30 protein-coding genes are annotated in these 26,352 nt (G+C 69.7%); 11 read left to right on the forward strand and 19 right to left on the reverse strand.

What is annotated here, in order from left to right:
* Position 1 precedes the first annotated feature (1 nt).
* From CEK68_RS02945 to CEK68_RS02970, 6 genes are all read right to left on the reverse strand, one after another.
* Positions 2 to 1,018, reverse strand: a complete 1,017-nt coding sequence (locus tag CEK68_RS02945) for a 3-oxoacyl-[acyl-carrier-protein] synthase III C-terminal domain-containing protein (RefSeq protein WP_152238491.1) — start codon at positions 1,016 to 1,018, stop codon at positions 2 to 4.
* A 109-nt stretch (positions 1,019 to 1,127) separates the two neighbouring features.
* Positions 1,128 to 1,574, reverse strand: coding sequence for a GNAT family N-acetyltransferase (locus CEK68_RS02950; RefSeq protein WP_226977742.1), 447 nt, complete (start codon positions 1,572 to 1,574; stop codon positions 1,128 to 1,130).
* A gap of 83 nt (positions 1,575 to 1,657) precedes the next feature.
* Positions 1,658 to 2,359 carry a glycosyltransferase gene (locus CEK68_RS02955; protein ID WP_043093436.1) on the reverse strand — a complete coding sequence of 234 codons (702 nt, stop codon included), beginning with the start codon at positions 2,357 to 2,359 and terminating at the stop codon, positions 1,658 to 1,660.
* 64 nt (positions 2,360 to 2,423) lie between these two features.
* Entirely contained in the window at positions 2,424 to 3,419 is a 996-nt protein-coding gene (locus CEK68_RS02960) for an aldo/keto reductase (RefSeq protein WP_152238492.1), read from the reverse strand.
* 53 nt (positions 3,420 to 3,472) lie between these two features.
* Complete coding sequence (locus CEK68_RS02965) at positions 3,473 to 3,892, reverse strand: carboxymuconolactone decarboxylase family protein (protein ID WP_152238493.1); 420 nt, start codon at positions 3,890 to 3,892, stop codon at positions 3,473 to 3,475.
* 38 nt (positions 3,893 to 3,930) lie between these two features.
* Entirely contained in the window at positions 3,931 to 4,998 is a 1,068-nt protein-coding gene (locus CEK68_RS02970) for an aldo/keto reductase (protein WP_152238494.1), read from the reverse strand.
* Positions 4,999 to 5,142: 144 nt separating this feature from the next.
* On the opposite strand from CEK68_RS02970, the gene CEK68_RS02975 reads away from it, so the two are divergent.
* Entirely contained in the window at positions 5,143 to 6,054 is a 912-nt protein-coding gene (locus CEK68_RS02975) for a LysR family transcriptional regulator (RefSeq protein ID WP_152238495.1), read from the forward strand.
* 199 nt (positions 6,055 to 6,253) lie between these two features.
* On the opposite strand, the gene CEK68_RS02980 is transcribed toward CEK68_RS02975, so the two are convergent.
* Both CEK68_RS02980 and CEK68_RS02985 read right to left on the reverse strand, forming a co-directional pair.
* Positions 6,254 to 6,823 carry a flavodoxin family protein gene (locus tag CEK68_RS02980; protein WP_010343649.1) on the reverse strand — a complete coding sequence of 190 codons (570 nt, stop codon included), beginning with the start codon at positions 6,821 to 6,823 and terminating at the stop codon, positions 6,254 to 6,256.
* A gap of 107 nt (positions 6,824 to 6,930) precedes the next feature.
* Positions 6,931 to 7,836 carry a LysR family transcriptional regulator gene (locus CEK68_RS02985; protein WP_152238496.1) on the reverse strand — a complete coding sequence of 302 codons (906 nt, stop codon included), beginning with the start codon at positions 7,834 to 7,836 and terminating at the stop codon, positions 6,931 to 6,933.
* 138 nt (positions 7,837 to 7,974) lie between these two features.
* Here CEK68_RS02985 and CEK68_RS02990 point away from each other — a divergent pair, with 138 nt between their 5' ends.
* From CEK68_RS02990 to CEK68_RS03005, 3 genes are all read left to right on the forward strand, one after another.
* Positions 7,975 to 8,781, forward strand: coding sequence for a class III extradiol ring-cleavage dioxygenase (locus tag CEK68_RS02990; RefSeq protein ID WP_148828025.1), 807 nt, complete (start codon positions 7,975 to 7,977; stop codon positions 8,779 to 8,781).
* A gap of 94 nt (positions 8,782 to 8,875) precedes the next feature.
* Positions 8,876 to 10,120 carry a putative DNA modification/repair radical SAM protein gene (locus CEK68_RS02995; RefSeq protein WP_017914786.1) on the forward strand — a complete coding sequence of 415 codons (1,245 nt, stop codon included), beginning with the start codon at positions 8,876 to 8,878 and terminating at the stop codon, positions 10,118 to 10,120.
* A gap of 425 nt (positions 10,121 to 10,545) precedes the next feature.
* Positions 10,546 to 11,988: a UdgX family uracil-DNA binding protein gene (locus CEK68_RS03005; RefSeq protein WP_043093428.1), complete on the forward strand. Its 1,443-nt coding sequence runs from the start codon at positions 10,546 to 10,548 to the stop codon at positions 11,986 to 11,988.
* 123 nt (positions 11,989 to 12,111) lie between these two features.
* Here CEK68_RS03005 and CEK68_RS03010 read toward each other — a convergent pair whose 3' ends face one another.
* From CEK68_RS03010 to CEK68_RS03020, 3 genes are all read right to left on the reverse strand, one after another.
* A complete protein-coding gene (locus CEK68_RS03010) occupies positions 12,112 to 12,702 on the reverse strand; it encodes a fasciclin domain-containing protein (RefSeq protein ID WP_017914789.1) in 591 nt (196 codons plus the stop codon).
* A gap of 252 nt (positions 12,703 to 12,954) precedes the next feature.
* Entirely contained in the window at positions 12,955 to 13,572 is a 618-nt protein-coding gene (locus CEK68_RS03015; protein ID WP_226977743.1) for a pentapeptide repeat-containing protein, read from the reverse strand.
* Positions 13,573 to 13,820: 248 nt separating this feature from the next.
* Entirely contained in the window at positions 13,821 to 14,489 is a 669-nt protein-coding gene (locus tag CEK68_RS03020) for a class I SAM-dependent methyltransferase (protein ID WP_152238497.1), read from the reverse strand.
* A 262-nt stretch (positions 14,490 to 14,751) separates the two neighbouring features.
* Here CEK68_RS03020 and CEK68_RS03025 point away from each other — a divergent pair, with 262 nt between their 5' ends.
* Both CEK68_RS03025 and CEK68_RS03030 read left to right on the forward strand, forming a co-directional pair.
* A complete protein-coding gene (locus CEK68_RS03025; protein WP_152238498.1) occupies positions 14,752 to 15,189 on the forward strand; it encodes a hypothetical protein in 438 nt (145 codons plus the stop codon).
* 290 nt (positions 15,190 to 15,479) lie between these two features.
* Positions 15,480 to 17,117, forward strand: a complete 1,638-nt coding sequence (locus tag CEK68_RS03030; protein ID WP_017907651.1) for a Na+/H+ antiporter — start codon at positions 15,480 to 15,482, stop codon at positions 17,115 to 17,117.
* Between the two features lie 196 nt (positions 17,118 to 17,313).
* On the opposite strand, the gene CEK68_RS03035 is transcribed toward CEK68_RS03030, so the two are convergent.
* The gene (locus CEK68_RS03035; protein WP_152238499.1) at positions 17,314 to 17,793 is read right to left on the reverse strand and encodes an Lrp/AsnC family transcriptional regulator; all 480 of its coding nucleotides are present in this window, start codon (positions 17,791 to 17,793) and stop codon (positions 17,314 to 17,316) included.
* A gap of 111 nt (positions 17,794 to 17,904) precedes the next feature.
* Here CEK68_RS03035 and CEK68_RS03040 point away from each other — a divergent pair, with 111 nt between their 5' ends.
* The 3 genes from CEK68_RS03040 (at position 17,905) to CEK68_RS03050 (ending at position 20,702) form a co-directional block, all read left to right on the forward strand.
* Positions 17,905 to 18,834: a DMT family transporter gene (locus CEK68_RS03040; protein WP_043093424.1), complete on the forward strand. Its 930-nt coding sequence runs from the start codon at positions 17,905 to 17,907 to the stop codon at positions 18,832 to 18,834.
* 162 nt (positions 18,835 to 18,996) lie between these two features.
* Positions 18,997 to 19,944, forward strand: a complete 948-nt coding sequence (locus CEK68_RS03045) for an ABC transporter ATP-binding protein (RefSeq protein WP_017914796.1) — start codon at positions 18,997 to 18,999, stop codon at positions 19,942 to 19,944.
* Positions 19,941 to 20,702 carry an ABC transporter permease gene (locus CEK68_RS03050; RefSeq protein ID WP_017907655.1) on the forward strand — a complete coding sequence of 254 codons (762 nt, stop codon included), beginning with the start codon at positions 19,941 to 19,943 and terminating at the stop codon, positions 20,700 to 20,702. Before CEK68_RS03045 ends, CEK68_RS03050 begins: the two co-directional genes overlap by 4 nt.
* Before the next feature lie 79 nt (positions 20,703 to 20,781).
* On the opposite strand, the gene CEK68_RS03055 is transcribed toward CEK68_RS03050, so the two are convergent.
* Positions 20,782 to 21,024, reverse strand: a complete 243-nt coding sequence (locus CEK68_RS03055) for a DUF3297 family protein (RefSeq protein ID WP_010343635.1) — start codon at positions 21,022 to 21,024, stop codon at positions 20,782 to 20,784.
* A gap of 149 nt (positions 21,025 to 21,173) precedes the next feature.
* Between CEK68_RS03055 and CEK68_RS03060 the strand changes: the two genes are divergently transcribed.
* Positions 21,174 to 21,719, forward strand: a complete 546-nt coding sequence (locus CEK68_RS03060) for a hypothetical protein (RefSeq protein ID WP_017907656.1) — start codon at positions 21,174 to 21,176, stop codon at positions 21,717 to 21,719.
* Positions 21,720 to 21,738: 19 nt separating this feature from the next.
* Here the strand turns inward: CEK68_RS03060 and CEK68_RS03065 are convergent, their stop codons facing one another.
* From CEK68_RS03065 to msrB, 6 genes are all read right to left on the reverse strand, one after another.
* Complete coding sequence (locus tag CEK68_RS03065) at positions 21,739 to 22,023, reverse strand: DUF4031 domain-containing protein (RefSeq protein WP_017907657.1); 285 nt, start codon at positions 22,021 to 22,023, stop codon at positions 21,739 to 21,741.
* Positions 22,024 to 22,031: 8 nt separating this feature from the next.
* Positions 22,032 to 22,556 (reverse strand): hypothetical protein, encoded by a 525-nt coding sequence (locus CEK68_RS03070; protein WP_152238500.1) that lies wholly within the window; start codon positions 22,554 to 22,556, stop codon positions 22,032 to 22,034.
* A 127-nt stretch (positions 22,557 to 22,683) separates the two neighbouring features.
* Positions 22,684 to 23,880 carry a flagellar motor protein MotB gene (gene motB / locus CEK68_RS03075; RefSeq protein WP_152238501.1) on the reverse strand — a complete coding sequence of 399 codons (1,197 nt, stop codon included), beginning with the start codon at positions 23,878 to 23,880 and terminating at the stop codon, positions 22,684 to 22,686.
* A gap of 7 nt (positions 23,881 to 23,887) precedes the next feature.
* Positions 23,888 to 24,742: a flagellar motor stator protein MotA gene (gene motA / locus CEK68_RS03080; RefSeq protein WP_017908926.1), complete on the reverse strand. Its 855-nt coding sequence runs from the start codon at positions 24,740 to 24,742 to the stop codon at positions 23,888 to 23,890.
* 114 nt (positions 24,743 to 24,856) lie between these two features.
* A complete protein-coding gene (locus CEK68_RS03085) occupies positions 24,857 to 25,228 on the reverse strand; it encodes an MliC family protein (protein ID WP_152238502.1) in 372 nt (123 codons plus the stop codon).
* A 65-nt stretch (positions 25,229 to 25,293) separates the two neighbouring features.
* Entirely contained in the window at positions 25,294 to 25,758 is a 465-nt protein-coding gene (msrB, locus tag CEK68_RS03090) for a peptide-methionine (R)-S-oxide reductase MsrB (RefSeq protein WP_152182202.1), read from the reverse strand.
* A gap of 138 nt (positions 25,759 to 25,896) precedes the next feature.
* Here msrB and CEK68_RS03095 point away from each other — a divergent pair, with 138 nt between their 5' ends.
* Complete coding sequence (locus tag CEK68_RS03095; RefSeq protein WP_043093412.1) at positions 25,897 to 26,343, forward strand: hypothetical protein; 447 nt, start codon at positions 25,897 to 25,899, stop codon at positions 26,341 to 26,343.
* Positions 26,344 to 26,352 lie beyond the last annotated feature (9 nt).

The following is a 26,352-nucleotide window of genomic DNA, read 5'->3' on the forward strand; positions in this document are numbered from 1 at the left end:
GTCAGTAACGCAACACCGCGCCGCCGAACGCCAGTCCGGCGCCGGAGCCGACCAGGCCGATCAGGTCGCCGCGGACGATGCGGCCGCTGTGGATCGCCTGGTGCAGCGCACTCGGAATGGAGGCCGCCATCTGGTTGCCGCGCTGGCCGATCACCTCGATCAGCGCGTCCGGCGCCAGCCCCAGCGCGACGCGCAGATGGCGCAGCGCCTTGGCGCTGGCCTGGTGCGGCACGATCCGCCGCAACTGCGCCAGCTCGACCCCGGCCTGCGCCAGCAGCCGCTGCAGGAAACCGGGCAGCTTCGCCGCGGCCAGCCGGTAGGTGGCGCGCCCGTTCATTTCGAACTGCGAGCCGGCGCGCAGCGCGTCGACGCCATGATCCAGGCGCAGGCGGGTGCCGCCGGCGCGCACGCGGCAGTGGTCGATGCCTTCGGAATAGGTTTCCAGCCGCGCCGTCAGCAATTGCGAACCGCTGTCGCCGCTGTGGGCGCCGACGACCACCGCGGCGGCGCCGTCGCCGAACAGCGGCGCGGTGTCCGCATCGTCCGGGTTGAGGCCGACGCTGGCGATCTCGCTGGCGACGATCAGCACGCGGCGGTAGCGGCCGGCGGCGATCGCGCAGGCGGCCAGGTCGAGTGCGGCGATGAAGCTCAGGCAGGTGGCGTTGATGTCGAAGGCCGGAATGCCGCTGCCCTGCAGGCCCAGCCGCGCGTGCAGCAGCGCCGCGCTGCATGGGATCGCCTGTTCCATCAGGCTGCAGGCGCTGATCACGCAATCGACCTCGTGCGCCTGCAACTGCGCCGCCTGCAGCGCCGCGCGCGCGGCGCGTTCGCCCATGAAGGTGGCCGGCTCGTCGGCGCCCGCGTAGTGCCGCGTGGCGACCCCGGTATGCCGCAGGGTCCAGCCGGCGGGCTTGCCCCAGCGCCGGTCGAAGGCTTCCGCCGGCACCCGCTGCGCGGGCAGATACTCGCCCGTGCCGAGGATGCGCAGCGCGACGGGCCTGCTGGTGTGGACGCTCATCCGTAAAGCTCGCACAAGGGGCGCGCAGCGTACTGCCAGCGGCTCGGCGCCGGCAACCGCTCTTGCGAAGATCGCGCCGCTGTCCGCGGCGGGCGGCCTCAGACAATCCTCAATCGCGCAACGACCTGGCGAAATACGTGGGCGCTTCGACAAAGCCTTCCCGCCGATAGAAGGCGTGCGCCCGTTCCCGCCGGTTGTGGCAGTGCACCTCCAGGCGGTCGCAGCCGCGCTGCCGCGCCAGCGCCTCGCCCTCTGCCAGCAAACGCTGTCCCACCCCGGCCCCGCGCGCGCGATCGTCGACGCAGAAATAGCTGATGCGGCAGATGTCGCCGGCCAATGCCAACTGCGGCAGAAAGTGCAGCGACAACACACCCAGGACGTCGTCCCCTGCGGCGGCCACCAGCAAGGCCGCGTCCGGATGCGCCAGGAGCTGCGCCAGGCGGGCCTCGATGAAGTCTTCGGTTCCGGCGTAGTCCAGTGCCGCCATCAGCGTCACGATCGCCTGCCGGTCCGCCATCGCCGCGTTCCTGATTTTCAGGGTACCGTTCTCGCGCATTTGCAGAGCGTAGGAAGTCGCCCGCGTTGGGCGCAACCGCTTTGCCGATCCGACGCAATCTGTGCGGAAATGCGCGGAGCGCCCTAGCGCCCGCGACGCTGCCCGTACCAGAAGCCGAGGCCGTCGCGCGAGCGCAGCAGGCTGCGGCCGCGGCGCAGCAGGCGCAACAGCAGCCCCAGGTGCTCGCGCTTGCTGAAGCTGCGCAGCTTGCGGTCGGAGGTGTGCACCGGCTCGCGCAGGATCACGAAGCGGCCCTGCCGCGCCAGTGCGCGGCTCAGCGCCACGTCCTCGCCGGCGTAGTAGCGCTCGTCGAAGCCGCCGGCGGCGACGAAGGCGCTGCGCGTGCAGAACAGGAAGCAGCCGGGGGCGATGCCGGTGCAGCGGAACAGCCAGCCGAACAGTGTCTGCGCCAGGCGCTCGTGCCAGGCGATGTCGCCGAGCAGGCGCACCTGCGCGCCGCCGCCGACCGCACCGGTGCCGAGCGCGCGTAGCGCCGCGGCCAGCAGCGGGGTGTTGACCCGGGTGTCGGCATCGACGAACAGCAGATGGCGGCCGCGGCTGGCGGCGGCGCCGGCATTGCGCACGGCGGCGATGTGCCGCAGTTCCACCTCCAGCACCTGCGCGCCGTGCCGGCGCGCGATCTCGGCGGTGCCGTCGCGGCAGGCATCGGCGACCACCAGCGTCTCGCAGTCCAGCCGCAGCGCCTGGGCGGCGACATGCAGCGAGGCCAGCGTGTCGCCGATCAGGGCGGCTTCGTCGTGCGCGGGGACGATGAAGGAGATCACCCCCGCATCATGCGGGGCCGGCGCGGCGCGGGCAATCGACCCGCGTCGCGGCCGGGGGCGCGGTTCAGCCCTGCAGGGCGCCGCGCGAGGCGGCCGGGTAGCGATGGCCGGCGGCGGCGTCGGCGGGGAAGATCGCCTCGATCTGCGCCAGCTCCTCGGTGCTCAGCTTCACCTGCAGCGCGCCCAGGTTCTCTTCCAGGTAGGCCAGGCGCTTGGTGCCCGGGATCGGCACCAGGTCCTCGCCCTGCGCCAGCACCCAGGCCAGCGCCAGTTGCCCCGGGGTCACGCCCTTGGCCTGCGCCAGCTCACGTACCCGCTCCACCAGCTGCAGGTTGCGGTCGAAGTTCTCGCCCTGGAAGCGCGGCGAATGGCGCCGATAGTCGTCGGCCTCGAAGTCCTCCGGCGAACGGATTGCCCCGGTCAGGAAGCCGCGGCCCAGCGGCGAGTACGGCACGAAGCCGATGCCCAGCTCGCGCACCGTCTCCAGCACGCCGTCGTGTTCCGGATCGCGCGACCACAGCGAGTACTCGCTCTGCAGCGCGGTGATCGGATGCACCGCGTGCGCGCGGCGGATGGTGGCCGCGGCGGCTTCGGACAGGCCGAGGAAGCGCACCTTGCCCTGTTCCACCAGCCGTGCCATCGCCCCGACCGTGTCCTCGATCGGCACGTTCGGATCCACCCGGTGCTGGTAGTACAGGTCGATATGGTCAACACCGAGCCGGCGCAGGCTGGCCTCGCAGGCCGACTGTACGTATTCCGGGCGGCCGTCGATGCCGCGTGCGGCCGGGTCGTTGGGGTCGAGCTTGATGCCGAACTTGGTCGCCAGCACGACCTGGTCGCGGCGCCCGGCCAGCGCCTTGCCCACCAGCACTTCGTTGGTGTGCGGGCCGTACATGTCGGCGGTGTCGATGAGGCTGACGCCGTGCTCGATCGCGGCATGGATGACGGCGATGGCGGCATTGTCGTCGCTGCGGCCGCCGTAGAACGCGCTCATGCCCATGCAGCCGAGGCCGAGGGCGGAGACGCGGGGGCCGTTGCGGCCGAGGGTGCGGGTTTGCATGGAAATGCTCCTGAGGGGGAGGGGAGGGAAAGCGTGGCCGCCGGGCGGTTCGCTCAGGGTGAGGACGGGCCCAGCGCGTCGCGGGCGACGGCCAGGGCATTGAGCGCGGTGGGGAAGCCAACGTAGGCGTACAACTGGTCGAGCACGGCGAAGATCTCCGCACGGCTGGCGCCTGCCGCCTGCGCGGCGCGCAGGTGCAGGCGCAACTGCGGTGCGGCGTGGCCGAGGCTGGCCAGCACCGCCACCGTGACCAGTTCGCGGGTCTTCAGGTCCAGCGCGCTGTCGGCGCGGTAGATCTCGGCGAAGGCGATGGCGGCGCCGCGGCCGCTCAGTGCGGTGTCCGCGTCGTCGGCCAGGGCGCGGATCGCCGCGCCCTGCTGCGGGCCCATCAGCGCGGCGATCTGCGCGATGCCGGCCGCTTCGACCTCGGCCAGGGTCATGTTGCTTGGCAACGCGTTCGCGATGGATGCCATGGAATGGTGCTCGTGTGCGAAGGGGCAGGACGCCGCGCTCAGCGCGGCTGGATGCGGGTGCCGCCGCTCAGCAGCGCCTGCGGGTTGGGCGAGGCCAGGAAGTCGTGCGGGAAGCCCAGTTCGATCGCGCTGGCGGCATCCAGCCGCTGCAGCGCCTCGGCATCCAGGTGCAGGGTGAGTGCGCCCAGGTTGTCCTGCAGTTGCGCCACGCTGCGCGCGCCGACGATCGGCATCGCCCTGCGCGCCAGCAGCCAGGCCAGCGCCACCTGCGCCGGCGAGCGCTGCAGCTCGGTGGCCAGCGCCACCACCGTTTCGGCGACCGCCAGCGCGTGTTCGTTGAAGGTGCGTTGCGAATGCGCGACCTCGGCGCGGCCCACGCCATCGACCTGCGCGCCGCCCGAGGCCGCCGCGCGCACCCGTGCCAGATCGGCGGCGCCGTACTTGCCGGTGAGCACGCCCATCGCCAGCGGCGACCAGGCCAGCACCGACATGCCCAGTGCCTCGGCCATCGGCACCAGTTCGCGCTCGACCGTGCGCTGCGCCAGCGAGTACTCGATCTGCAGGGCGACGAACGGCGTCCAGCCGCGCAGGTCGGCCAGGGTCTGCATGCGCGCCACCTGCCAGGCGGGGGTGTCGGAGATGCCGGCGTAGAGGATCTTGCCGGCGCGCACCAGGTCGTCGAAGCCGCGCATCACCTCGTCGATGCCGGTGGTGCCGTCCCAGGCGTGCAGATACAGCAGGTCCAGGTAATCGGTGCCCAGCCGCGCCAGGCTGGCGTCGACCGAGCGCAGCAGCGCCTTGCGGTGGTTGCCGCCGCCGTTGGGGTCGCCGGGGAAGGGATTGAGCGCGAACTTGCTGGCGATCACCAGCCGGTCGCGGCGACCGGCAGCGAAGCGGCCTAGCAGGGTCTCGGCGCTGCCGTTGGTGTAGATGTTGGCGGTATCGAGGAAGTTGCCGCCGGCATCGACGTACAGGTCGAACAGGCGGCGTGCCTCGGCTTCGTCCGCGCCCCAGCCCCAGTCGGCGCCGAAGGTCATGGTGCCCAGGCACAGCGGGCTGACGCGCAGGCCGGAACGGCCGAGCAGGCGGTAGTGATCGAGGGCCATCGCGGCGGTCTCCAGGTGAGGGTGCGGGGCACTGTAGGCGCCGCGTCGCCCTGGATAAATCCTGGTAATCCGCATGGGCTTTGAAGCTGTGCTACACAATGACCGGCGCCTGCCGCGTCCGTCCTCCCTTGCTGCCCGCCCGCCATGCACCGTCCCTCGCCGCTGTCCGCCGTCGTCGCCTTCGTCCGCGTCGCCCACCATGGCAGCTTCACCCGCGCCGCCGCCGAGCTGGGCGTCTCGCCCTCGGCGCTGTCGCAGACGCTGCGCGCGCTGGAGACGCAACTGGGCGCACGCCTGCTCAACCGCACCACCCGCCGGGTCGGGCTGAGCGAGCACGGCGAGCGCTTCCTGCAGCGGGTGGCGCCGGGCCTGGCGCAGATCGACGCGGCCTTCGCCGACCTGGATTTCCTGCGCGACCGCCCGGCCGGCACGCTGCGCATCAACCTGCCGCTGGTGGCCGCCGAGCAACTGGTGTGCCCGCAGCTGCCGGCGTTCCTGGCCCGCTATCCGGAGGTCAGCGTGGAGTTGTATTCGGACCGGACCCTGGCCGACATCGTCGCCGGCGGCTTCGACGCCGGCATCCGCCTGGGCGAGAGCCTGGCGCGCGACATGATCGCGGTGCCGCTGGGACCGCCGCAGCGGCAGACGGTGGTGGCCGCGCCGGCCTACTTTGCCGCGCATGGGACGCCGCACACGCCGGCCGAACTGGCCGAACACGACTGCATCCGCTGGCGGCGCACCGACGGCCGCCTGCAGGCCTGGGAATTCACCCGCGACGGCCACGATTTCCTGGTCGAAGTCAGCGGACGGCTGGTGGTCAACGACACCGCGGTTGGCCTGGACGCCGCGCGCCGTGGGCTGGGCCTGGGCCAGGCGTTCGAATGGCAGGTGGCGGCCGACGTCGCTGCCGGGCGCCTGCAGCGGGTGCTGGACGACTGGCACGCGCCGTTCGCCGGCTGGCACATCTACTACCCGGCGCGCGAACACTTGCCGCCGAAGCTGCGCGTGTTCATCGATCATCTGCGTGCGGCGCATCCAGTGGGTGGCACGGTGTAGCGCGATGGCGCTGGCCGAGGGCCGGTGCATGGCGAGACCAGAATGCAGAGAACACGCGGCAGCGCCGCAGCGCGAGGGCATTGTTGCCTCGAAGACGCGCCCGACCGGCAATGCCGGGCGCCGAAGGGGCATCGCCTCGCCCGGAGACCGCCGCGATCGCGATGCAGGGTGCCGCCCTTTGCGGGCGGCACCGCCGGGCTCAGCCCTTGAGCTTGGCCGCGAACTCGGCCACGCGCTTGCCGAGCAGGCGCGCGGTCTCCAGGTCGCCGCTGCGCGGCGCCTCGTCCGGCGAGGCGTCGGACGGCGAGATCGCCAGCGCGCCGCCGGAGCCGGCGGTCCAGTTCACGTCGTTCGGGCCGTGCGCCTTGGTGTTGGACGGCAGCAGGCCGGTGCCGACCCAGATCTGGCCGTGCTGCTGGGCCAGGGTCCAGAAGTATTCGATGGTGGCGAACTTGTCGCCGTTGACCGAGGCCGAGTTGGTGAAGCCGGCGGCGATCTTGTCCTTCCAGGCCTGCGCGAACCACGGCTTGGAGCTGGCGTCGGCGAATTTCTTGAACTGCCAGGCCGGGCCGCCCATGTAGGTCGGGCTGCCGTAGACGATGGCGTCGGCCTGGCCGATGGCCTCCCAGGCGCCGTCGGGCAGGTTGCCGTCCTGGTCGATGCGGTACAGCGTGGCTTCGCCGACGCTGGCGGCGCCGGCGTGCACGGCCTCGGCCTGCTTGACGGTGTGGCCGTAGCCGCTGAAGTAGACGATCGCGATCTTGCTCATACGCGGACTCCTGAAGGTGAGGGGAAAAGCGCGGGCATTGTGCGCATGCGCGGCGGCCGCGATCAGCGTCATCGGCGGGATGTTGTGTCCGGTCCGCGCGCTGCGGTTCAGCTCTCGGCCGGGGAGCGCATCGTGCGATCGATGCCCACTTCGACCAGGTAGTCGATGAAGCTGCGCACCTTCGGCGCCAGGTGGCTGCGGCTGGCGTACACCGCGTAGACGCCGATCGGCCCGATCTCATGGTCGGGCAGCACCCGCACCAGGCGGCCGTCCTCCAGCGCCGCTTCGGCCATGAAGTCCGGTTGCACGGTGACGCCCATGCCGGCGATGGCCGCCTCGCGCAGCACGTCGCCGCAGTTGGCGCGCAGCGTGCCGGCCACCCGCACCTGGGTCGCGCCGTCGGGGCCGTGCAGGGTCAGGTCGTCCTGCACGTAGCTGTAACTGAGGAAGGCGTGGCCGGCGAGGTCGGCGGCCAGCTGCGGGGTGCCGGCACGCGCCAGGTAGTCCGGCGACGCGCACAGGAACGCCTGCACTTCGCCGAGCTTGCGCGCGATCAAGGTGGGCGCCACCTGGCGGGTGATGCGGATCGCCAGGTCGTAGCCTTCCTCGACGATGTCCACCAGGCGGTCGGACAGCGACAGATCGAGGGCGACCTGCGGATAGCGCGCGCTGTAGCCGGCCAGGCGCGGGCCCAGCCGGGCGACGCTGAAACTGAACGGTGCGTTGATCCGCAGCGTGCCGGAGGGCGTCAGCGCCTGCTCGCCGACCGCCGCCTCCATGTCGTCGAACTCGGCCAGCAGCAACTGGCAGCGCTGGTAATACGCCGCGCCGACACTGCTCGGGCTGACCCGGCGGGTGGTGCGGTTGAGCAGGCGCGAACCCAGGCGCTGTTCCAGCCACGCCAACTGGCGGGTGACGCTGGCGGTGGAAATGCCCAGCGCGTCGGCGGCGGCGTTGAAGCCGTTGCGGTCGACCACGGCGACAAAGACCCGCATCGCCTCCAGCGTGTCCATTGTTTCGGTTCCTGAAATGGATCGTCGGCGGCAGGGTAATTTATTCCCGCAGATGGCGGAAATACCCTGGTCGCCTGCACGAACGCCCGGCGCTGGCCGCGCGCGCCACCGTGCCGCCCCCCACTGTGGAGACCTGCCATGGCGCGTTTGCCTTCCCTGTACATCTCGCACGGTTCGCCGATGACCGCGCTGCAGCCCGGCCTGGTCGGCACGCGGCTGGCCGAACTGGCGGCGACGCTGCCGCGGCCGCGCGCCATCGTGCTGGCCTCGGCGCACTGGCTGGGCCGGCGGCCGCTGGTCGGCGCCGCGGCGCAGCCGCAGACCATCCACGACTTCGGCGGATTCCCGCAGGCGCTGTACGCGATGCAGTACCCGGCGCCGGGTGCGCCGGCCGTGGCCCAGCAGGTTGCCGAGCTGTTGGCGCAGGCCGGGCTGGCGCCGGTGCTGGACGAGCGTCGCGGGCTGGACCACGGCGTGTGGGTGCCGCTGTCGTTGCTGTACCCGCAGGCCGACATCCCGGTGGTGCCGCTGTCGATCCAGCCGGAACTCGGGCCGGAGCACCACCTGGCGCTTGGCCGCGCACTGGCGCCGCTGCGCGAGGACGGCGTGCTGGTGATCGGCTCGGGCAGCATCACCCACAACCTGCACGACTTCGGCCGCTACGCCGAGGGCAAGGAAGTGCCCTACGTGCGTCCGTTCATCGAATGGACCGAGCAGGCGTTGCGCCGCGACGACGTGCCGGCGATGCTCGACTACCGCCGGCAGGCGCCGTTCGCCGAGCGCGCGCATCCCACCGACGAGCACTGGCTGCCGATCTATGTGGCGATGGGTGCGGCCGGCGCGGACGGGCTGGGCGCGCAGCGCATCGATGCGGGGATCGACGCCGGCCTGCTGGCGATGGACATCTACCGCTTCGACGGCGCCGCGGCGCGCGTGGCGGCCTGAACGCCAGGAGATCGACCTGAGCGATTCATCGCGGTGAAGGCCGCACCGCATCCGCGTCTCACCGTTTGAGACGCGGACCCGGCATCGTCGGCCGGTGAATACCCTCGAGAAACTCGCCGTGCTCGCCGACGCGGCCAAGTACGACGCGTCCTGCGCCTCCAGCGGCGCCGACAAGCGCCATTCGCTGCGCAGCGGCGGCATCGGCAGCACCGAGGGCATGGGCATCTGCCATTCGTACACGCCCGACGGGCGCTGCGTGTCGCTGCTGAAGATCCTGCTGACCAACTTCTGCGTGTTCGACTGCGCGTACTGCGTCAACCGCGTGTCCAGCAACGTGCGCCGCGCGCGCTTCACCCCGGCCGAAGTGGTCAAGCTGACCCTGGATTTCTACAAGCGCAACTACATCGAAGGCCTGTTCCTCTCCAGCGGCATCATCCGCAACAGCGACTACACCATGGAGCAACTGGTGGAAGTGGCGCGGCAGCTGCGCGAGGAGCACCGCTTCGCTGGCTACATCCATCTCAAGACCATTCCCGACGCGGCGCCGGAGCTGCTCGCCGCCGCCGGCCGCTACGCCGACCGGCTCAGCATCAACGTGGAGCTGCCGACCGAGCGCGGCCTGGCGCAACTGGCGCCGGAGAAGAACGTCGGCGGCATCCGTGCGGCGATGGGCGAATTGCGCTGGCGCATCGAGGAGAGCAAGGAGGCGCGCAAGGCCGAGGCGCGGGTGCGCGCCAAGCCGCCGCGTTTCGCCCCGGCCGGGCAGAGCACGCAGATGATCGTCGGCGCCGACGGCGCGGACGACCGCGCGATCCTGCACACCAGCCACAATCTCTACGGCAACTATCGCCTGCGCCGGGTCTACTACTCCGCGTTCAGCCCGATTCCCGACGCCTCGGCCAAGCTGCCGCTGCTGGCGCCGCCGCTGCAGCGCGAGCACCGCCTGTACCAGGCCGACTGGCTGCTGCGGTTCTACGATTTCTCGGTGGAGGAGATCGCCCCGCCTGCGGCCAGCGGCATGCTCGATCTGGACGTGGACCCCAAGCTGGCGTGGGCGCTGCGCAACCCGGAGCGATTCCCGGTGGATCTCAACACCGCCGCGCGCGAACTGTTGTTGCGCGTGCCGGGGCTGGGCACCCGCAACGTCGAGCGCTTGCTGCTGGCGCGGCGGCATGCGCGGCTGCGGGTCGAGGATCTGGCGCGGCTGAGAGTGCCGCTGAAGAAGTTGCTGCCGTTCGTCAGTGTGCTGGACCACCATCCGCGGCAGCGGCTGGACGATCCGCAGCGGCTGCGTGCGCAGTTGGCGCCGGCACCGCGGCAGGGTGGCTTGTTTGATTGACGCGGTGGGGTGGAGTGTTGCCATGCTTGCTGCAACGGCAACGGCAACGGCAACGGCAACTGCAACAGCAACAGCAACATCAAAGGCTTTCGCGCCTACGGGCGCGAGTGACTTTTGTCTTGGCAAAAGTCACCAAAACCGCTCCCGCCTGACACGAGCCGGTGCGATACGGCCGCACCGGTCCCCTGCGCTCCTCGCGGCGAGCGGCACGGCGCCCAAACTCGCTTCGCTCAAACAAGGGCGCCTCTTCGGCCGCTCGCCACTCCGGTGCTCGGCTCGCTTTAAGGCGGGAAGTTTTAAAAGCAACATCACGAGCAAAAGCAAAAGCAACATCTGCAGGCGCGGCGATGGTTGCGGATGCTGTGTTGGCGGTTGTGTTGCTGTGTTCTGCATTCGTTTCGGTGAGCTGATGCGTGGAGCGGGGCATGTTCCAGGCTGAGGTGGTGCCGCCGTGGAGCCTGGAGGCGTGGCGGGCGGTGGCGCGGGCGGCGTGGTGTGCGCAGGTGGCGCCGGAGACGCTGGCCTGGGACGGCGACGCGCAGGGCGGGCTGCTCGCCGGGACCGACGTCGCCACGCTGCCGGCGCAGGTGCCGCCGCCGCGGGTGTCGGCCGAGTTCCTGGCGCTGGCCTGTGCGGTGCTGTGCCATCGCGATCCGCAGCGGCATGCGCTGCTGTACCGGCTGCTGTGGCGCATCGCCGGCGGCGAGCGCGCGCTGCTGCAGCGGGTCACCGATGCCGACGTGCACCGCGCCCAGCAATGGGCGCAGGCGGTGCGCCGCGACAGCCACAAGATGAAGGCGTTCGTGCGCTTCCGTGAGGTGCCGGGCGAGCAGGAGGCCTACATCGCCTGGTTCGAGCCGGAGCACCACATCGTCGATCGGGTGGCGCCGTTCTTCGCGCGGCGCTTCGCCGGCATGCGCTGGGCGATCCTCACCCCGTACCGCAGCGTGCGCTGGGACGGCGAGACGCTGCAGTTCGGCGCCGGCGCCCAGCGCGCCGATGCGCCGGCCGACGATGCGCAGGACACGCTGTGGCGCACCTACTACGCCAACATCTTCAACCCGGCGCGGCTCAACCCAACGATGATGCGCCAGGAGATGCCGCAGAAATACTGGAAGCATCTGCCGGAAGCGCAACTGCTGCCCACGCTGATCCGCGACGCCGGGCAGCGCGTGCGCGAGATGGCCGAGCGCGCGCCCGAGCCGGTGCGGCGGCGCATTCCCGCGCCGGCACCGGCGCCGGTGGTGGCCGCCGACGACAGCCTCGACGCGCTGCGCGCGGCGGCGCGCGACTGCCGCCGCTGTCCGCTGTGGCAGCCGGCGACCCAGACCGTGTTCGGCGAAGGTCCGCAGGATGCCGCGGTGATGGTGGTGGGCGAGCAGCCCGGCGACGAGGAGGACCTGAGCGGGCGTCCCTTCGTCGGCCCGGCCGGGCGCCTGTTCGATCGCGCGCTGCAGGAACTGGGCGTCGAACGTGCAGGCCTGTACGTCACCAACGCGGTCAAGCATTTTCGTTTCGAGCAGCGCGGCAAGGCGCGGCTGCACCGCAATCCCGAGCGCGCCCATGTCGAGGCCTGCCGGATGTGGCTGGCCGGCGAACTGGCGCGGGTGCGCCCGCGCATCGTGCTGTGCCTGGGCGCGACCGCGGCGCACGCGGTGCTGGGCAGCGGCTTCAAGCTGATGGCCCAGCGCGGGCAATGGCAGATGCTGGACGACGGCACCCGCGCGCTGGCCACCGTGCATCCGTCGTGGGTGCTGCGCCAGCGTGGCGGCGAGGCAGGCGAGGCCGCCTATCACGGCTTCGTGCGCGACTTGCGCGCATTGGCGGAGCAGGTGCCGATGCTGCACGCAGGCGGTGCTGGCGACTGAGGGTTCGTGCGCGTGGTCCGGTCGTTGTCGGCGTGGCGAGCGATCGCCGTTGGCTGAATGGGCGTGCAAAACGGGGACGGCCGTAGCCGCCCCCGCGATGCCAATGCACCCCCCGACGCGTGCTTACGGCATCAAAACCTTGTCCACCACATGGATCACGCCGTTGCTCTGCATCACGTCGGCGGTGGTGACGTGCGCGGTATTGCCCTTGCTGTCAGTGAGGGTGACCTTGCCGCCGCGGGCCTTGGCGATCAGCGTTTCGCCCTGCACGGTGGTCAGCTTGGCACTGCCGCCGCCGGCCTTGATCTGCGCCAGCAATGCCGCCGCGTCGAGCTTGCCCGGGACCACGTGGTAGGTCAGTACCTGGGTCAGCTTTTCCTTGTTCTCCGGCTTGAGCAGGGTGTCCACCGTGCCGGCCGGCAGCGCGGCGAAGGCGGCATTGGTCGGCGCGAACACCGTGAACGGGCCGGCGCCCTTCAACGTGTCCACCAGACCGGCAGCCTTGACCGCGGCGACCAGGGTGGTGTGATCCTTGGAGTTGACCGCGTTGTCGATGATGTCCTTGGTGGCGTACATCGGCGCGCCGCCGACCATCGGATTCGGCTTGGCTTCGCTCATCGCGGCGTGGTCGTGCATCGCGGCCTGGCTGGGGGCGGCCATGGCGGGCAGGGAGACGAGGCCGGCGAGGGCCAGGGACAGCAAGTGGATCTTCATGGGCTTGCTCCTTGAAAGGGATGCGCGGCCAGTCGGCCGTGCACCTGTCTTTACGCGGCCTGCGCCGGCGCGGTTGCATCACGCCATCCAGATAATGATGAACAGGGGGCTGGCGGGTACCGTCGCTCGCATCCAGGGCGGCTCAGGCGAGCGCCCTGTCGCGCTTTGGTACAGCCGCAAGGCCGGGCAGCGCTCCGGCGAACGGTCTATACGAGTGCAGGCAGGCCTCATCGTCGGCCTGCGCCGATGAGATCACCGACACTGAGAAGGGATGTCCATATCCTCAAACTGGGCTGCCAATGGCAGAACGCCAGCCTCAAACCTGGCGCCACGCAAGTCGCATTTCTTGAATTTCGCATCGGCAAAGATGCAGTTGATGAATGTCGATGCTCTGAATTCGACTCTGTCAAAGACAGCGCCGGTAAAATCGCAGTCCATGAATTTTACCCGGCGGCCGCCGTACTCCACTCCGCAAGATCCACCGGAAAACCTGGCTTTGACGAAATCGGTTTTTTCGCAGATCGCATCATCCATGTTGATCACAAGCTTGCTTCTTGAAAAGTTGCAGTTTTTTATTTCCGATCTGCACAAAAGGGCTCCGTTCAAGCTGGCACTTTCGAAGCTGACATTAATGAAGGAACTATCGTTCGCACTTCCCGATATTTTCGAGTAAGACAGATCGGTGTTGCTGATCCTCGATTCGAAGAGATTTGCGGCTTTTAACTGCTCCAGGATGGCAGATGGGCCGATGCTGATGCCGGAAAGATCAGCGTCGCGAATGATCGGCCGTCCAGCCGCGATCGAATCGATGCTGTCGATGATGCTCGCCAGATATGCATGGTTTCGCCATTTGGCGGTTGTATTTTTCATGGGTGGCCGCTTCGGCGATGAATTGGCGGCATGATATCTGCCATGCCGTTATGGTTGAGCGCGGCTGCAGCTTCGGACGCGCCGCGACGTCCGCACCCTGAGTGGCTGTCGGGCTCAGGGTCCAGGATCGATGATCGGTGTGTCGGAAATGTTTGTCCTGTTGGTTGGCCGGGATCATCCCGGCGATGCCGTTCTCGGAACGCCGCTTTGCGCTGCCGGCACGCGCTGGAGGGCCAAGGCGAGCCGGCTCAGCGGCGCTGCAGCACGTAGCTGTTCTCGAAGCCGTGGGCGCAGCCGAGCACATGGAAGTCGCCGAAGTAGCCGGCGGCGCGCAGCAGGTCCACCGCGGGACCGACCTCCGGCGAGTATTCCCAGTCGCCGTAGTCGTCGAACACCACGAACCCGCCGGACACCACGCTCGGCCCGTACAGCAGGAAATCCAGCAGCACGTTGCGCCCGGTGTGGCCACCGTCGATGTGCAACAGCGCCACCTTCGGCTCCATGGCGTAGAAATGTTCGGCGCAGAATTCGGAATAGCCGCGGATGAAGCGCGCATTGGGCAGCAACTGCTGCCGATAGTGGTTGAACTCCTCGAACTGATTCGGCAGCGCGAACGGATCCATGCCGATCACCCGGCGCTGGCGGCCAGACACCTCGTTCATCAGCACCAGCGACTTGCCCTTCCACACCCCGATCTCCACCAGATCGCCCGGCACGCCCTCCAGCAGCAGGCACAGGTAGCCCAGCAGCCGCACGTGATCGTGGAAGGACAGCTCGCGCCGCTCCATCGCGTGCTCGGCCGGCAGGCCGGCCTGGGCCTGCACGAAGTGCTCGCCGATCAGCTCCCAGATTCGCGGAATGCTGCCTTCGGCCGCGTGTTCGTCGATGAAGCGGTTGAGTTCCTGGATGGTGAGCATGCGGTCTCCGGCGAAAAGGCGCCGGTGTCCGCCACCGGCTCTGCCGCCGGATAGTAGCCTCCTCGGGACACGCCTGGACGCCCCCGCGGGGGCGTGTCGGGTCACGATGCGTCCCGCGGCGCCCGGTCGTCCGCGCGTGGCGACGCAGAGGCATGCATCGCCCGTGGAATCAGTCCTGGTCCGATGGCCGTGGCGTGAGCGTCCGCCGACGCTGCGGTTGTACCGCGATGGGCGCGGTGCAGCCTAACCAGGAGAAAGGACGATGGTCGCACTGCGCGGCAGTCGCAACAATTATCAGCTATCGGCCCACGATGAAGATCTGCAGGACACCCCGCCGCTGACCCAGAGTGCGGCACGGATGCGCAACAAGGAGGGTACGCCGAAGGCGCGCGCCATCGCACGGTTGTCGGCGGCGACCGGCCTGACGTTGTCGCTCAGCCAGTTTTCGGTGACCAGGACCGCCGTCGGCGACACCGGTCCCTCCACGCCGGTGGAGTGGCGCTACGAGGTCACCACGGGGCAGGGCGCGCGGGCGCGACACTGGACGCTGATGGTCGACATGGACGACGTCCCCGCAGGTGCGCAGGGCAATGGTCCGGACCGGCCGCACGTGGGCTATTCCTATTGGTGCACCGGCTACGACCCGGTGGCGCGGGTGAACGGACATATCTTCGTGGAGTACGTGTCCGCCTCGCGCTGAGGGCGGCGTGGTGGGACGGCGGCACGCATGCCGGGACCGGCGCGACCGCACCGGCATGGCCGCCGTCGGAGCCCGGACGGACCGGCATCTTGAGACGGGCGGCAGTGGCTCGATCAGGGTGAAGCCCCGCGTCGGTGCGATTGTGTCCGCGGCGCCGCCTGCCGACCCGGCAGTACGGCCGGACACCGCGCCGCCCGCCCCACTGGACATCGCCGCCGCGGTGCGCTTTGCTTGCAGGCTCCCCCATTCATGGGCGGCGCCGCCGGCGTGGCGCCGCCGTCCGGACGAGCATGCATTCGATCGAAGTGGTCTTGGCGATGTTGCTGGCCGTGGTGGCCAGCGGCTACCTGGTGCGCGTACTGCCGTTTTCGCTGCCGTTGCCGCTGGTGCAGATCGGCCTGGGCGCGATCATCGCCGGCGTGTTCAAGAAGGGTTATGCGCTGGAGCCGGAGCTGTTCTTCCTGCTGTTCCTGCCGCCGCTGCTGTTCCTGGACGGCTGGCGCATCCCCAAGCAGGGCCTGTTCCGCGACAAGGGCGTGATCCTGGAGCTGGCGCTGGGCCTGGTGGTGTTCACCGTGATCGGCGCCGGCTTCCTGATCCACTGGATGATCCCGACCATGCCGCTGGCGGTGGCGTTCGCGCTGGCCGCGGTGGTGTCGCCGACCGATCCGATCGCGGTGTCCTCGATCGCCGCGCGCGCGCCGATCCCCAAGCGGCTGATGCACATCCTGGAAGGCGAGTCGCTGCTCAACGACGCCTCCGGCCTGGTCTGCTTCCAGTTCGCGGTGGCTGCGGCGATCACCGGCACGTTCTCGCTGGCCGATGCCTCGCTGACCTTCCTGTGGGTGGCGCTGGTCGGCGTGGCCGCCGGCATCGCGGTGGTGGTCGGCACCAGCCTGGCGCAGCGCTGGGTGTGGCGCCAGGTCGGCGAGGAGCCGGGCGCGGCGATCCTGGTCAACCTGCTGCTGCCGTTCGCCGCCTACCTGCTGGCCGAGGCGATCAACGCCTCGGGCATCCTCGCCGCGGTCGCCGCCGGCATCGCCATGAGCTACGTGGAACTGAGCGGCCGCGCCCCGGGCAGCATGCGCGTGCAGCGCTCGGCGGTGTGGGACATGGTCCAGTTCACCCTCAACGGCATCATGTTCGTGCTGCTCGGCGAGCAGTTGCCGGGCATCGTGCAGGGCGCCATGCACAACATGGACGAAGCCGGACACCTGGACCCGTGGTGGCTGCCCGCCTACGCGCTGGCGATCTACGTCGGCCTGCTGTTGCTGCGCTTCCTGTGGGTGTGGCTGTCGCTGCGCTGGACCCTGCTCAAGGCGCGCCGTCGCGGCGAGGACCGGCAGAGCCCGCCGTGGCGGATCGTGGTGGCGACCTCGCTGGCCGGCGTGCGCGGCGCGATCACCCTGGCCGGCGTGCTGACCCTGCCGCTGGCCCTGCCCGGCGGCGCCGCGTTCCCGGCGCGCGACCTGGCGATCTTCCTGGCCAGCGCGGTGATCGTCACTTCGCTGCTGGTCGCCAGCATCGGCCTGCCGCGGCTGCTGCGCGGCCTGGAGTTGCCGGAAGAGCCGACCGATCGCCTGGAGGAAGACCTGGCCCGCCGCGAGTCCTCGCGCGCGGCGCTGGCGGCGGTGGAGAAGCTGCGCCAGCGGCTGGTGCAGGACAGCGAGCACGCCGATCTCTACAACGAGGCCGCCAACCGGGTCAGCGCGCTGTACCAGCGCCATCTCGACCATGGCGAGGCGATGGAGAGCGATCCGGAGGAGGCGCGGCGCCTGGACGCGGTGCTGCGCCAGCTGCGGCACGCCGGCCTGCAGGCCGAACGCCAGGAACTGTTCAAGCTGACCCGCCAGCGCAAGATCTCCGACGAGATCGCGCGGCGGCTGATCCGCAACCTGGATCTGCTGGAGGCGCGGCGCAAGAGTTGATCGACGGCCGGGAATGGGGAGTCGGGAATGGGGATTCGTGAAAGCGGCTTCCTGGCGTCGTTTTGGGCTCGCCGCGATGCCACTTTCGGCGCGCGCCGGTTCACTGCTCGTCGCTTTCTGCCCGCCAGGGGCGCACGCCGGCCTGCGCCCCTGGCGCTGTGTGGTCTGTTGCAAGCCGCGTGGCTAGCGCATCGCGCTAGGCGTCCTCGGCCAGCGGCGGCAGCCGTCGCGGCACCGGGGTCGACTTCACGATGGCGGAGTTGGTTTCGGCGCGATCGGTGACTTTTGCCAGGATGCTGTCCAGGTGCTCGATGTTGCGCAGGTACAGCCGGCAGATGAAGCAGTCCTCGCCGGTCACCTTGTCGCACTCGACGAATTCCGGGATGCGCTGCAGCAGTTCCTCCACCAGGTGCAACTGCCCCGGCAGCGGTTTGACCCGCACGATCGCCTGCAAGGTGTAGCCCAGCGCGCGCGGATCGAGCTCGACCGTGAATCCGGCGATCACGCCCTGGTGCTGTAGCCGGCGCACGCGGTCGGCGGTCGCCGGGGCCGACAGGCCGATCTGCCGGGCCAGTTCGCTGGTCGCCATGCGCGCGTCCTGCGCCAGGGCGGCGAGGATGGCGCGGTCGATCGCGTCGAGTGGGGCGATGGCGGGAGGGGAAAGGCAGGTTTGCATAGTAGCCTTCCTTTTTTAGGTAAATTCCGTAGTTGACCTAAGTTTAAGCATATTTTCGCGGAATTGCGATTTCTACAATGACGGCTGTTCGCAGCATTGAAAGGAACCGGAATGGCCTCGAACGAGATTCGCCGTGGTGCGGCCGAGATGGTCGTGGCCATGCTCATGTCCGGCACGATCGGCTGGCTGGTGGTGTCGTCGGGGCAGTCGCCGTTCAACGTGGTGTTCTTCCGCTGCCTGTTCGGCGCGGCCACGCTGCTCATCGTCTGCGCGGCGCTGGGCCTGTTGCGGCGCAAGGCGTTCTCGCCGCGGATGCTGGCGCTGGTGCTGCTCGGCGGGATCGCGATCGTGGGCAACTGGCTGCTGCTGTTCGCCGCCTACGGCCGCGCGTCGATTTCGATGGCCACCGCCGTCTACAACACGCAGCCGTTCATGCTGGTCGGGCTCGGCGCGCTCGTGTTCCGCGAGCGCATCAGCGCCTCGACCGTGGGGTGGCTGGCGGTGGCGTTCGTCGGCCTGGTGGGCGTGGTGCGCATCGCGCCTGCGGTGCTCGCCGTGCCGGGCGAGTACCTGCAGGGCGTCGCCCTGGCGCTCGGTGCCGCGTTTCTGTACGCGGTGTCGTCGATCGTCACCAAGCACCTGAAAGGCACGCCGCCGCATCTGCTCGCGCTGCTGCAACTGGGCATCGGCATCGTGTTGCTGGCGCCGTTCGTGCGCTTCGATGCCTTGCCCAGCCGTCCCGGCCAATGGCTGGATCTGGTCGTGCTTGGCGTGGTCAACACCGGGGTGATGTACGTGCTGCTGTACGGCGCCATCCAGAAACTGCCAACAGCAATGATCGGGGCGCTGTCGTTCATCTATCCGGTGGTGGCGATCGCGGTCGATCGCATCGCCTTCGGGCAGTCGCTGGCGTGGACGCAGGTACTCGGGGCGCTGCTGATCCTGCTGGCGGCGGCCGGGGTCAACTTCGGCTGGCGCGTGCTGCCGTGGCCGCGCGCAGCGCGGGCGCCTGCCAGCCGGCTCAAGACCGGCGAGCGCTAGTCCACGGCGCGACGACGGCGTCGCCCGGCGTTTGCGGATACCTCGCTGGCGCACTGTCCCGCATCCGGGAGAGTGCTTCCGCCGGATCGGGATTTATCCATCACGAGCCGGCTTCTACCCTGGGGGCCGTTTCCGCAGCCGCCGCGCGCCCAGGGAGTTCCCGTGTCGCCGATCATTTCCGTACAACACCTGACCAAGACCTACGCCGGGGGTTTCCAGGCACTGAAGGGCATCGATCTGGAGATCCATCGCGGCGAGATCTTCGCCCTGCTCGGCCCCAACGGTGCCGGCAAGACCACGCTGATCAGCATCATCTGCGGGCTGGTCAATCCCAGCAGCGGCCGGGTGCTGGCCGACGGCCACGACATCGTGCGCGACTACCGCGCCGCGCGCGGCAAGATCGGCCTGGTGCCGCAGGAACTGGCCACCGATGCGTTCGAGACGGTGTGGGCGACGGTGCGCTTCAGCCGCGGCCTGTTCGGCAAGCCGCGCGACGATGCGCACCTGGAGCGGGTGCTGCGCGAGCTGTCGCTGTGGGACAAGCGCGGCAGCCGCATCTCCACCCTGTCCGGCGGCATGAAGCGGCGCGTGCTGATCGCCAAGGCGCTGGCGCACGAGCCGTCCATCCTGTTCCTGGACGAACCCACCGCCGGGGTCGACGTGGAGCTGCGCCACGACATGTGGCAGATGGTGCGGCGCCTGCGCGAGCAGGGCACCACCATCATCCTGACCACGCACTACATCGAGGAAGCCGAGGACATGGCCGACCGCGTGGGCGTGGTCAATCGAGGCGAACTGGTGCTGGTGGAGGACAAGCGCACGCTGATGCGCAAGCTCGGCAAGAAGCAACTGGCGCTGACCCTGCAGGCACCGCTGCACGCGTTGCCGCCGGCGCTGGCGGCGCAGCCATTGGAGCTGTCCGCCGACGGCACGACACTGACCTACACCTACGACGCGCAGGCCGCGCAGACCGGCATCGGCCCGCTGCTGCGGCAACTGGAGGCGCAGGGCGTGGAGATCAAGGATCTGCAGTCCAGCGAGAGTTCGCTGGAGGAGATCTTCGTCAACCTGGTGCGGCCGGCGTCGGCCGCGGCGGAGGTGCGCGCATGAACCTGCACGCGATCGCCGCGATCTACCGCTTCGAGATGGCGCGCACCTTCCGCACGCTGACTCAGTCCATCGCCTCGCCGGTGCTGTCGACCTCGCTGTACTTCGTGGTGTTCGGCGCGGCGATCGGTTCGCGCATGGGCGCCATCGACGGCATCAGCTATGGCGCCTACATCATCCCCGGGCTGGTGATGCTGTCGCTGCTCAGCGAAAGCATCTCCAACGCCTCCTTCGGCATCTACATGCCGCGCTGGGCCGGCACCATCTACGAGGTGCTGTCGGCGCCGGTGGCGTGGTGGGAGGTGGTGATCGGCTACGTCGGCGCGGCGGCCAGCAAGTCGGTGCTGCTGGGCCTGCTGATCCTGCTCACCGCACGCGCCTTCGTGCCGTACGAGATCGCGCATCCGCTGTGGATGTTCGGCTTCCTGGTGCTGACCGCGCTGACCTTCAGCCTGTTCGGCTTCATCATCGGCGTGTGGGCCGACGGCTTCGAGAAGCTGCAGGTGATCCCGCTGATGGTGATCACGCCGCTGACCTTCCTCGGCGGCAGTTTCTACTCGATCAACATGCTGCCGCCGCTGTGGCAGAAGATCAGCCTGTTCAACCCGGTGGTGTACCTGGTCAGCGGCTTCCGCTGGGCGTTCTACGGCAAGGCCGACGTGCACATCGCGGTCAGCCTGGGCATGACCCTGGCGTTCCTGGCGCTGTGCCTGGGCGTGGTATGGGCGATCTTCCGCAGCGGCTATCGGCTCAAGCCCTGAGGCGGTAGCCTGGGCCGCGGCGTGCGGCCGTGCGTCGCAGCAACATGCCGGCAGGCGCGGCGCCTGCCGGCGGTCGCGATTACTTGGCGTCGAGCCAGAAGGCTTCGACCGTGCCCTTGACCTTCATGGTCATCGGGTTGCCGCGGCGGTCGCGCGCCTTGCCGACCTGGACGCGGATCCAGCCTTCGCTGATCGAGTACTCCTCGACGTTGTCGCGCTCCACGCCGTTGAAGCGGATGCCGACGCCGCGCGACAGCGTCTCGGCATCGTGGAAGGGGCTCTGCGGACTGACCGCCAGGCGGTCGGGGGGCGTGTCGGACATCGTGGTGGCTTCGCGTGGCGGCGGACAGCGCCGTCTTCCGGGCTGCGAAGGATAAACGCCTGCGGCGCCGTTGCCGAGTTCCGTGCGCTTCCGTCGCCGCGGCGGGCACGGCACACTTGCACCTTCCCTTCCATCCGCCGGCTCACGCCATGCCCGACAACAGCACCGATTACGACGATCCCGACGATCTGCACGACGAGCTCGACGACGATCCGGACACCCAGCAAGGGCTGATCTGGAACCTGCTGCTGCTGATCAATCCCGGCGACGAGGAAAGTGCGTTGCGTCAGTTCAACGCGTTCCGCGAAGCGCGCGCCGAGCACGAGGGCGAAGAGGACGACGGCTGGTTGTGGACGCTGAAGGATGCCATCGACTGGAGTGCCGGCTTCTACGTGGACTGGAAGGACACCGAGTCGCTGATCGGCGCGATCGACGAACTGGCGACGCGCTGGAACCTGCGCATCGATTGGGGCGGCGACGTGGACGACGAGGACTTCCTCGACAGTCATGACGTGCCGGCGCTGCTGAACGTCGCCTACGACCGCCTGCGCGAACACGGCTATACCCTCTGGTGCTGGGACACCGAGGGCGATGCGTACGCCGGGTGGATGGCGCTCAGCCGCGACGACGAGGACATGCGGCGCCTGGCGGCGCTGCTGGACATCGAACTGCGCCCGGGCAGCGATCCGTTCTAGGCGGACATGGCGCCACCGTTCACCGCGCCTCGCCGCGCGCCTGCGCACGTGCATTGCGGATCAATGCTTTCAACAGCTCGCGGTCGCTGTGGCGCGAGACCGGCACCGCGCCCAGGCGGATCGCGTCGTCGCGCAGGGCGGCGGGCACGTCGTAGTGCGCGCCGCTGAGCTTGTTCTGGAAGGCGCGGCGGGGAATGCCCAGCCGCGCCGCCATGGCGTGCAGTTCGTCCAGCGTGTCGGCGAGCAGGTGGCCCCAGCGCTGGCCGCGCCAGGGATGCACCGCATCGTCGATGTAGACCGCCACGCGCCAGGTCAGGCCGGCTTGTGCGTGCCGTCGGCATCCGCCACGGCGTCGGTCGCCGCGCTGCCGTCGGCCTCCACCGGGTCGGTATCGCTCGTCGTCTTCTCGGCGTCCGCGTCGGCCCCGTCCTCGTCCGCATCCTCTGCCGCGCCATCGCCCGCGGCGAACTCGGCAACCAGCGCGTCCAGGTACTCGGTCGGGGTCTGGCCGGCCTCGGCCGCCAGTGCGTCGATCATCTGCTGCAGCTGCGTGGAGTAGTCCAGGGTGATGGTGTTGCCTTCCTGCTCCTGCAGGTTGGCCAGGTGCTTGAGCATCGCCAGCATCGGCACCGGATTGTCGGCATTGCCCATGGTCTGGCCACCGACCGACAGCAACCACTGGCGACCCTGCAGGCCGATCGCGGCCAGCACGCGGCCGCTCTCGTTCTGCAGCACGGCGTGGTTGGCGATGGGCTGCTCGCGGCCCAGGCGGGCGAAGGGGCGCGGCGACTGCTGCTTCTTGCGCTTGTCGCGCTTGGCTTTGGATTGCTTGGACACGGCGGTCTCGTTGGCGAAGTGGCGGCCATTGTAAGCGCCGCGCCGTGTGCGGTCCCGCCGGGCCGGTGCGGCGCGGTCGTCGCCCGCGCCTGCGCGGCCGCTGGCGGCGCGCGCGGTGGCGCCGCGGTCAGCGCGTGTTGGTCGCTGCCGGGGTCCCGCCGGGGGCGGCGGTGCTCGCCACCGGTGCGCTGCCGTTGATGCTGCGCAAGGCATCGCGCGCGGCCGCGGCCGCGGCCTCCGGCGAGGTCGTGCGCGGCTCGGCGATCTGCACCGAGGCCTTGCCCGGCGTCGCGGCCGGCGCCGTCGGGGCAGCGCCGTTGCTGGCGGCAGGCGCCGCCGCGGGCGCGCCCTTGCCGGCGGCCGGCGCGGCGGCCGCGTCCCCTGCCGTGGCGCTCAGGTCCGGCACCTTGGTGTCGGCGTCGGGTTGCACCGTGCCCAGGGCGACGCTGTGGTCGCCGTCGGCGGTGGCGGCGTCCTCGGCATCCTTGGTCATCACCACGATGCTGATGCGGCGGTTGATCGGATTGTTCGGCACCTGCTTGTCGAACAGCACCGAGGAGGACAGCCCGACCACGCGCGAGACCTTGTCCTCGCCCATGCCGCCGGCGACCAGTTCGCGGCGCGCGGCGTTGGCGCGGTCCGCGCTCAGCTCCCAGTTGCTGTAGCCGTTCTTGCCGCTGTACTGGGTGACGTCGGTGTGGCCGGTGATGCTGATGTGGTTGGGCACCTGGTTGATGAAGCCGGACAGCTCGTGGAGGATGCCGCGGGTGTAGGGCTTGAGCACCGCGCTGCCGAGGTCGAACATCGGCCGGTTTTCCTTGTCCACGATCTGGATGCGCAGACCGTCCGGGGTCAGGTCCAGCAGCAGCTGGTCCTTGAACGGTTCCAGCGCCTGGCTCTTGTCGATGGCTTCCTTCAGCTCCTGCATCAGCGTTTCCAGGCGTTGCTTCTCCTTCTCGCGCTGCGTGGTCTTGCTGTCGTCGCCCTTCAGGCTCTTGCTGCCGAACGGATCCTTGTTGTTGCCGCGCTGCATCTCGCCGGCGCCGCCGAGCTTGATCATCGAGGTGCTGGCGCCGCCGGGGCCGGCCATGCCGGGGCTCGGCGCCGGGCTCTTGCCGGCCAGCGGGCTGGGATTGCGGAAGTATTCGGCGATCGCCGCGCGCTGTTCCTTGGTGGTGGCCGCCACCAGCCACAGCACCAGGAAGAACGCCATCATCGCGGTCACGAAGTCGGCATAGGCCACCTTCCACGCGCCGCCGTGGTGGCCGCCGCCCTGGACCTTCTTGACCCGGCGGATGACGACGGTGGATTTGGTCTCGGCCATGACCGCGTTACTTGATCGTCTTCAGATGCGATTCGAAGTCGGCGAAGCTCGGCCGCACGTCGGTCGGCAGGGTCTTGCGCGCGAATTCGAGGGCGATCTTCGGGTTGTAGCCGCGCAGGCAGGCCAGCAGCGCGGTCTTCACCGATTCGAAGATGCGGCTGTCCTGCTCGGCGCGCGCTTCCATCGCCGCCGACAGCGGCGCGACGAAGCCGTAGGCCAGCAGGATGCCGAGGAAGGTGCCGACCAGCGCCGCGCCGACGTGGTGGCCGATCTCCTCGATCGGGCCGCCGATCGAGCCCATGGTGATGACGATGCCCAACACCGCGGCGACGATGCCGAAACCGGGCAGGCCGTCGGACACCTTGCTCAGCGCATGCGCCGGCGCCATCGCCTCGTGGTGGTGCTTCTCCAGCTCCAGCTCCAGCAGCGGTTCCAGTTCGTGCGGCTCGATGTTGCTGCCGATCATCAGGCGCAGGCAGTCGGTGATGAAGTCGAGCAGGTGGTGGTCGGCCAGCACCTTCGGGTAGTTGCCGAAGATCGCGCTGTCGGCCGGGCGCTCGACGTGGTCTTCCAGGGCCATGAAGCCGTCGCGGCGCGCCTTGTTCAGCAGTTCGTAGATCAGGGTGAGGGTGCTGCGGTAGTCGTCGGCCTTGTACTGCGGGCCCTTGAACACGCCCAGCACGCCGGAGAGCGTCGCCTTGACGATCTTGCCCGGGGTGCTGACCAGGAACGCGCCCAGCGCCGCGCCACCGATGATCATCAGCTCGTAGGGCTGCCACAGCGCGCCGAGTTTGCCGTGCGACAGCACGTAGCCGCCGACCACGCTGATGATGACGACGATGAAGCCAACGATGATGAGCATGGCGGGGCAGCCTGCGGGCCGGAGCGGGGACGCTCTAGATGTCGGCCCCGCCGCGCCATTCTGAAGGTGTGAACTGTGCCGGGTTTTTGGCGGCGGCCGCGCCAGCTCCGGTGTTCAGCCGGTCATGCCGCTGTCGTGGCGGACGCATTTGAGGGTCTCGCCCAGGCCGGCCAGGGTCAGTGTGGCCTGGTCCGGCTGCGACTGCCAGAAGGTATTGCCCAGGGCGTCGGTGTAGCGCGCGCCGGTGGCGCCGCCGGCATCGGTGCGCTGCATGTCCAGGCGGGTGCCGCGCACCTGCAGGGCCAGGCGCTCGCGCGCCGGATCGGCGGCCGCCTGCACCAGTTCCTCGCCGCAGCGCCACTGCATGGGCAGGGCATCGGCCTGCAGGCCGGGCGCGGCGGCCGGTGAGACCGCCGCCGCGGGGGCGGCCTGCGCGGGCGGGGTGGGGCTGCGCTGGCAGGCGGCCAGGGCCAGTGGCAGGAGCAAAAGGGGAAGCAACGGAGTTCGACGCATACCGGTGGTCTCCCTGTGGCGGCGCGGCTGCGCCGGAATCAGGCCGGTTCGGTCTCGCCGCCGCCGCGGTGCAGCGGGTTGGGCAGCGCCTGGCCCTGTTCGGTGAACTGCAGCGAGACCGAATTCAGGCAGTGGCGCTCGCCGCTCGGCGGCGGGCCGTCCGGAAACACATGGCCGAGATGGCTGTCGCAGCGGGCGCAGACGATCTCGGTGCGGATCATGCCGTGGCTGGTGTCGCGTAGTTCGCGCACGTGGTCGGGGTGGTAGGGCGCGAAGAAGCTCGGCCAGCCGGTCCCGGAATCGAACTTGGCGCTGGAGCGGAACAGCGGCAGCCCGCACATCCGGCAGGTGTAGACGCCCTCCAGCTTGTTGTCCAGGAATACGCCGCAGAACGGCGCTTCGGTGCCGTGCTGCAGCAGCACCCGGCGTTCCTCCGCGTTCAGTCCGCCGATCAACTGCTCGCGCTCGGCAGCGGTAGGAGGCGTGAGGTCGAATCGGCTCATGGCGGGGCCCGTGGCTGGAGGAGGGGAAAACAACATGAGGGCTGTACGGGGTGGATCAAGCGCGCCGCGCCGCGTCGACGCCGAGTCGGCGATGCGCTAGCGTGGAACGCTCTCTTGCGGCCCGTCGATGGAGCCACCGTGAAGCGCCTGCTGCCCTGCGTTGCCATCGCCCTGCTCCTGCCGGCGCTCGCCGCCGCGCAGAGTCTCCAGCCGGTCCCCGGCGCGCCGGCCGGCAATCGCGACGCCAACACCCTGCAGTCCGCGCCGCCGCCGGCGCCCTCGGTGGCCAGCCGTCTCGACGAGCGTCCGCCGGCCTCGACGACCGCTCCCAAGGCCGCGCCGGTGCCCTCCAGCCTGGACGACCGGCCGCAAGGAAAGGCCCGGCACACGCGCCCGGCCAGTCCGGCGGTACCGGCCGCCGCGCTCGCCGACCCGTCCGCACGCCGCCCGGTCCGCCTCTACGACCGCCGCGGCCAGCTGGTGCCCGGGGCGATGCAGGTGGGGCCGAACCGCGCGCTGGATACCCGCACCGGCCGTTACTACGACACCGTGCCCAGCGGCGACGGGGTCCGCATCCAGGACTGAGCGCCTGCG

Source organism: Xanthomonas sp. LMG 12461 (assembly GCF_009192935.1).
GTDB lineage: Bacteria > Pseudomonadota > Gammaproteobacteria > Xanthomonadales > Xanthomonadaceae > Xanthomonas_A > Xanthomonas_A sontii.

Coding starts and splice junctions, on each gene's coding strand:
- CEK68_RS02945 (WP_152238491.1), bottom strand. CDS start 1,018: ATGAGCGTCCACACCAGCAGGCCCGTCGCGCTGCGCATCCTCGGCACG.
- CEK68_RS02950 (WP_226977742.1), bottom strand. CDS start 1,574: ATGCGCGAGAACGGTACCCTGAAAATCAGGAACGCGGCGATGGCGGAC.
- CEK68_RS02960 (WP_152238492.1), bottom strand. CDS start 3,419: ATGCAAACCCGCACCCTCGGCCGCAACGGCCCCCGCGTCTCCGCCCTC.
- CEK68_RS02965 (WP_152238493.1), bottom strand. CDS start 3,892: ATGGCATCCATCGCGAACGCGTTGCCAAGCAACATGACCCTGGCCGAG.
- CEK68_RS02970 (WP_152238494.1), bottom strand. CDS start 4,998: ATGGCCCTCGATCACTACCGCCTGCTCGGCCGTTCCGGCCTGCGCGTC.
- CEK68_RS02975 (WP_152238495.1), top strand. CDS start 5,143: ATGCACCGTCCCTCGCCGCTGTCCGCCGTCGTCGCCTTCGTCCGCGTC.
- CEK68_RS02980 (WP_010343649.1), bottom strand. CDS start 6,823: ATGAGCAAGATCGCGATCGTCTACTTCAGCGGCTACGGCCACACCGTC.
- CEK68_RS02985 (WP_152238496.1), bottom strand. CDS start 7,836: ATGGACACGCTGGAGGCGATGCGGGTCTTTGTCGCCGTGGTCGACCGC.
- CEK68_RS02990 (WP_148828025.1), top strand. CDS start 7,975: ATGGCGCGTTTGCCTTCCCTGTACATCTCGCACGGTTCGCCGATGACC.
- CEK68_RS03005 (WP_043093428.1), top strand. CDS start 10,546: ATGTTCCAGGCTGAGGTGGTGCCGCCGTGGAGCCTGGAGGCGTGGCGG.
- CEK68_RS03010 (WP_017914789.1), bottom strand. CDS start 12,702: ATGAAGATCCACTTGCTGTCCCTGGCCCTCGCCGGCCTCGTCTCCCTG.
- CEK68_RS03015 (WP_226977743.1), bottom strand. CDS start 13,572: ATGAAAAATACAACCGCCAAATGGCGAAACCATGCATATCTGGCGAGC.
- CEK68_RS03020 (WP_152238497.1), bottom strand. CDS start 14,489: ATGCTCACCATCCAGGAACTCAACCGCTTCATCGACGAACACGCGGCC.
- CEK68_RS03025 (WP_152238498.1), top strand. CDS start 14,752: ATGGTCGCACTGCGCGGCAGTCGCAACAATTATCAGCTATCGGCCCAC.
- CEK68_RS03030 (WP_017907651.1), top strand. CDS start 15,480: ATGCATTCGATCGAAGTGGTCTTGGCGATGTTGCTGGCCGTGGTGGCC.
- CEK68_RS03035 (WP_152238499.1), bottom strand. CDS start 17,793: ATGCAAACCTGCCTTTCCCCTCCCGCCATCGCCCCACTCGACGCGATC.
- CEK68_RS03040 (WP_043093424.1), top strand. CDS start 17,905: ATGGCCTCGAACGAGATTCGCCGTGGTGCGGCCGAGATGGTCGTGGCC.
- CEK68_RS03050 (WP_017907655.1), top strand. CDS start 19,941: ATGAACCTGCACGCGATCGCCGCGATCTACCGCTTCGAGATGGCGCGC.
- CEK68_RS03055 (WP_010343635.1), bottom strand. CDS start 21,024: ATGTCCGACACGCCCCCCGACCGCCTGGCGGTCAGTCCGCAGAGCCCC.
- CEK68_RS03060 (WP_017907656.1), top strand. CDS start 21,174: ATGCCCGACAACAGCACCGATTACGACGATCCCGACGATCTGCACGAC.
- motB (WP_152238501.1), bottom strand. CDS start 23,880: ATGGCCGAGACCAAATCCACCGTCGTCATCCGCCGGGTCAAGAAGGTC.
- motA (WP_017908926.1), bottom strand. CDS start 24,742: ATGCTCATCATCGTTGGCTTCATCGTCGTCATCATCAGCGTGGTCGGC.
- msrB (WP_152182202.1), bottom strand. CDS start 25,758: ATGAGCCGATTCGACCTCACGCCTCCTACCGCTGCCGAGCGCGAGCAG.